The organism is Cellulomonas hominis (assembly GCF_901521055.1).
Lineage (GTDB): Bacteria > Actinomycetota > Actinomycetes > Actinomycetales > Cellulomonadaceae > Cellulomonas > Cellulomonas endometrii.
Map to the genome: position 1 here is coordinate 1 of NZ_CABEGA010000103.1, position 4,029 is coordinate 4,029.

Genomic DNA, 4,029 nt, shown 5'->3' on the forward strand with positions numbered 1-4,029 from the left:
GCCGCCGGCGTTGCCGTTGCCCGTCTCGACGGAGGTGAACCCGCCGCCCGCCCCCGACCTGGACGCGACGGTCCGCGTGCTCAACGCGTCGGGCATCACCGGTCTCGCGGCAGGCGCCGCGGAGGACCTGGAGGGCGCCGGGTTCACCTCCGTCGAGACGGGCAACGGCAACGCCGGCGGCAGCACCGCGACGACCATCTTCTACGGCACGCCCGAGCTCTCCGCCACGGCGCAGCAGGTCGCGACGACCCTCGGCATCGCGAACGTGGTCGAGTCGGCCGAGGTGGCGGACGACGGCGTCGTCGTCCTCCTGCTGCGCGACTTCGACAGCTGACCTCTTCCGCAGGTCGCGGGCCCGCGGCTACGCTCGGCCGCGTCGCGGTGACCGCCTGCCGGCCCGCCGGGGGGACCACGGCCACCGACGGCGCCCGATCACGTCGTCACCAGGAGTTCCGCATGTCGCAGGGCACCGTCAAGTGGTTCAACGCCGAGAAGGGCTACGGGTTCATCACCCCGGCCGACGGCGGTCAGGACCTGTTCGTCCACTTCAGCGCCATCCAGTCGAGCGGCTACCGCAGCCTCGAGGAGGGCCAGTCCGTCGAGTTCGAGCTCGGGCAGGGCACCAAGGGCCCGCAGGCGGAGCAGGTCCGCCCGCTGTAGAGCCGACCGGCGGACGCGCCGGGCGCTCAGCCGTCCAGCGCGTCCGCCGCGAGCACCACGCACGCCGCCGTCCACGCCAGCGGGGCGACCGCCGCGGGCGACCCGTCGGCGAGCACCTTCTCGGGCAGCGCGCCCATGCCCGTCCGGTGCGCGTCCAGCCAGTCGAGCCGGGCCTGCGCCTCCGCGGTGAGGCCGTTCTCCGCCGCGACCAGGGCGTAGAGCGACGTCTGCGGCGTCCAGGAGATGCCGTCCTGCTTCCACCCGGCGCCCGGCGCGAGGCCGCCCGCGGGCCGCGCCATCGCCGCCGCGGACGCCTGCCAGCCCTCGACGGCGCCGTCGAGGGCGGTGGGCTGGAACGGCGGAAGCACGAACGCGCTCGCCGCGTCGGCGACGCCGCCGTCCGCGTACCGGCCGTACGCCGTGTCGTCGCCGAACGCGCGCTCCACCGCGGTCCGCGTCCGGGCGGCCGCGCTCTGCACCGCGGCCGCCCCGTCGTCCTCGCCGAGCAGCAGCAGCACGTCGTCCGCGGCCTCCAGCCCGGCGAGCACCGGCGCGACGGTGCCGAGCGTCAGCTCGTCCTCCGGGACCTCCCAGTAGTCCGGGGACGCCGCCGGCAGGCCGTCGCCCGCCACCAGCGACGTCGCGCGGCCCGCGGACCGCTCGACCAGCCCGCGCAGGCGCTCGGCGGTCGCCGCCCGGTCCTCGGGTGCGGCGGCGGCCACCGTCTCGCCCGCGGCCCACAGCGCCCACCCGGTGCCGTCCGTCTGCGCGGCGCGGTCGTCGGGGACGCCGGTGCCGTCGGGCAGGTAGCGGGCCTCGAACGACCCGTCGTCGGCCTGGACCCGCGCCAGGAAGCCCAGGACCTCCAGCGCGTCCTCCACGTGCCCCGTGCGGGCGAGCGCCACCGCGACGAACGACGCGTCCCGTGGCCACACGTACCGCCAGTGCGGGGTCCACGCGGCCACCGCCGCACCGTCGTCGAGCACCAGCGTGCGCAGGTCGAGCAGCGCGTCGGTCACCAGGTCGGCGTACGGCCCGTCGGCGCCCGGGACCTCGCCCGACTCCAGCCACGCGCGCTGCTCGGCGGCGAGCGCGTCGTCCTCGGTGCTCGCGTCGTCGACGACCACCCGCGTGCCGGGGTGCAGCTCCGGGACCTCGCCGGCGGGGACGGTGCGCGGGCCGTCGGGGGTCGCGACCACGCCCTCGGCGTACAGGTCGACGTGCGCCTCCCGCGGGCCGGACGCCCCGAAGGCCACGAGCCCCGCCGCGAGCACGCCGAGCGCCACGACGGCGGCGACGCTGCGGGAGAGCATGCCGGGCAGGCTAGCCGTCCCCGCGGGCCCTCGTCCCGTGGGTCCGCGGCACGGGGTCGTGGGGCGTCCGCCGAGAGCGATGGGCCTTGCACTCGCCCAGGCCGAGTGCTAACCATGGACTTAGCACTCTCGGGTCGAGAGTGACAGAATGAGTACACAGGCCGACCGGTGAGGTCCGCCGCCCCGACGGGACATGACCGTGGGGCGCGGCAGGGCCGTCCGTCGCGGGCGCCGTCCGGCCGAACCACGAGCCACAGTGAAGGATCGATAGCCCCATGGCCAAGATCATTGCCTTCAACGAGGAGGCCCGCCGCGGCATCGAGCGGGGTCTCAACGTCCTCGCCGACACCGTCAAGGTCACCCTGGGCCCCAAGGGCCGCAACGTCGTGCTGGACAAGAAGTGGGGCGCCCCCACGATCACCAACGACGGCGTCTCCATCGCCAAGGAGATCGACCTCGAGGACCCGTTCGAGAAGATCGGCGCGGAGCTCGTCAAGGAGGTCGCCAAGAAGACCGACGACGTCGCGGGTGACGGCACCACCACCGCCACCGTGCTCGCCCAGGCGCTCGTGCGCGAGGGCCTGCGCAACGTCGCCGCCGGCGCCAACCCGATCGCCCTCAAGCGCGGCATCGAGAAGGCCGTCGAGGCCGTGACCGCCGCCCTGCTGGAGCAGGCGAAGGAGATCGAGACCAAGGAGCAGATCGCCGCCACCGCGTCGATCTCCGCCGGCGACACCGCGATCGGCGAGCTCATCGCCGAGGCGCTGGACAAGGTCGGCAAGGAGGGCGTCATCACGGTCGAGGAGTCCAACGCCCTCGGCCTGGAGCTCGAGCTCACGGAGGGCATGCGCTTCGACAAGGGCTTCCTGTCGGCGTACTTCGTGACCGACCCGGAGCGCCAGGAGGCCGTCCTCGAGGACGCCTACGTGCTGCTCGTCGAGTCGAAGATCTCGAACGTCAAGGACCTGCTGCCCCTGCTGGAGAAGGTCATCCAGTCCGGCAAGCCGCTGTTCATCGTCGCCGAGGACGTCGAGGGCGAGGCCCTGGCCACGCTCGTCGTCAACAAGATCCGCGGCACGTTCAAGTCCGTGTCCGTCAAGGCCCCGGGCTTCGGCGACCGCCGCAAGGCGATGCTGCAGGACATGGCCATCCTCACCGGTGGCCAGGTCGTCTCCGAGACCGTCGGCCTCAAGCTCGACACGGTCGGCCTCGAGGTCCTCGGCCAGGCGCGCAAGATCGTCGTCACGAAGGACGAGACCACGATCGTCGAGGGCTCCGGCGACGCCGAGCAGATCGCCGGTCGCGTGAACCAGATCCGCGCGGAGATCGAGAACTCCGACTCGGACTACGACCGCGAGAAGCTCCAGGAGCGCCTCGCGAAGCTGGCCGGCGGCGTGGCCGTCATCAAGGCCGGTGCCGCGACCGAGGTCGAGCTCAAGGAGCGCAAGCACCGCATCGAGGACGCCGTGCGCAACGCCAAGGCGGCCGTCGAGGAGGGCATCGTCGCCGGTGGTGGCGTCGCCCTCATCCAGGCCGGCGAGAAGGCCTTCGCGACCCTCGAGCTCGAGGGCGACGAGGCGACCGGTGCGCAGATCGTGCGCATCGCGATCGACGCGCCGCTCAAGCAGATCGCGGTGAACGCCGGCCTCGAGGGCGGCGTCGTGGCGGAGAAGGTCCGCAACCTCCCGGCCGGCTCCGGCCTGAACGCCGCGACCGGCGTGTACGAGGACCTGCTGGCCGCCGGCGTCAACGACCCGGTCAAGGTCACCCGCTCCGCGCTGCAGAACGCGGCGTCGATCGCGGCGCTGTTCCTCACCACCGAGGCGGTCGTCGCCGACAAGCCCGAGAAGGCCGGCGCGCCGGCTCCGGGTGGCGACGGCGGCATGGGCGGCATGGACTTCTGATCCACGCCTCCCGCTGATCGGCGGGGCGCCCGGCGCCCCCCCCCCGCCCCCCCCCCCGGGCCGGCCCCCCCCCGGGGGGGGCCGGCCCCCCCCCCCCCCCCCCCCCCCGCCCCCCCCCCCCCCCGCGGGGCCCGCCCCCCCCCCCCCCCGCG

At 74.5% G+C, this 4,029-nt stretch carries 4 protein-coding genes; 3 read left to right on the forward strand and 1 reads right to left on the reverse strand.

Going from position 1 to position 4,029, the window contains the following annotated elements; all coding sequences use genetic code 11:
* Together KJP73_RS19065 and KJP73_RS19070 are read left to right on the forward strand one after the other, a co-directional pair.
* Positions 1–334 (forward strand): LytR C-terminal domain-containing protein (locus tag KJP73_RS19065; protein ID WP_213284460.1); only part of this gene is annotated, 334 nt, incomplete at its 5' end.
* 122 nt (positions 335–456) lie between these two features.
* Entirely contained in the window at positions 457–660 is a 204-nt protein-coding gene (locus KJP73_RS19070; RefSeq protein ID WP_213284461.1) for a cold-shock protein, read from the forward strand.
* Between the two features lie 26 nt (positions 661–686).
* On the opposite strand, the gene KJP73_RS19075 is transcribed toward KJP73_RS19070, so the two are convergent.
* Positions 687–1,973: a glycoside hydrolase family 15 gene (locus tag KJP73_RS19075; protein WP_213284462.1), complete on the reverse strand. Its 1,287-nt coding sequence runs from the start codon at positions 1,971–1,973 to the stop codon at positions 687–689.
* Positions 1,974–2,248: 275 nt separating this feature from the next.
* Between KJP73_RS19075 and groL the strand changes: the two genes are divergently transcribed.
* The gene (gene groL, locus KJP73_RS19080; protein ID WP_213284463.1) at positions 2,249–3,877 is read left to right on the forward strand and encodes a chaperonin GroEL; all 1,629 of its coding nucleotides are present in this window, start codon (positions 2,249–2,251) and stop codon (positions 3,875–3,877) included.
* The last annotated feature ends 152 nt before the right edge of the window (positions 3,878–4,029 follow it).

What these genes read in the sequence shown, in the direction of transcription:
- KJP73_RS19070 (WP_213284461.1), top strand. Translation starts at nt 457, where the DNA reads ATGTCGCAGGGCACCGTCAAGTGGTTCAACGCCGAGAAGGGCTACGGG.
- KJP73_RS19075 (WP_213284462.1), bottom strand. Translation starts at nt 1,973, where the DNA reads ATGCTCTCCCGCAGCGTCGCCGCCGTCGTGGCGCTCGGCGTGCTCGCG.
- groL (WP_213284463.1), top strand. Translation starts at nt 2,249, where the DNA reads ATGGCCAAGATCATTGCCTTCAACGAGGAGGCCCGCCGCGGCATCGAG.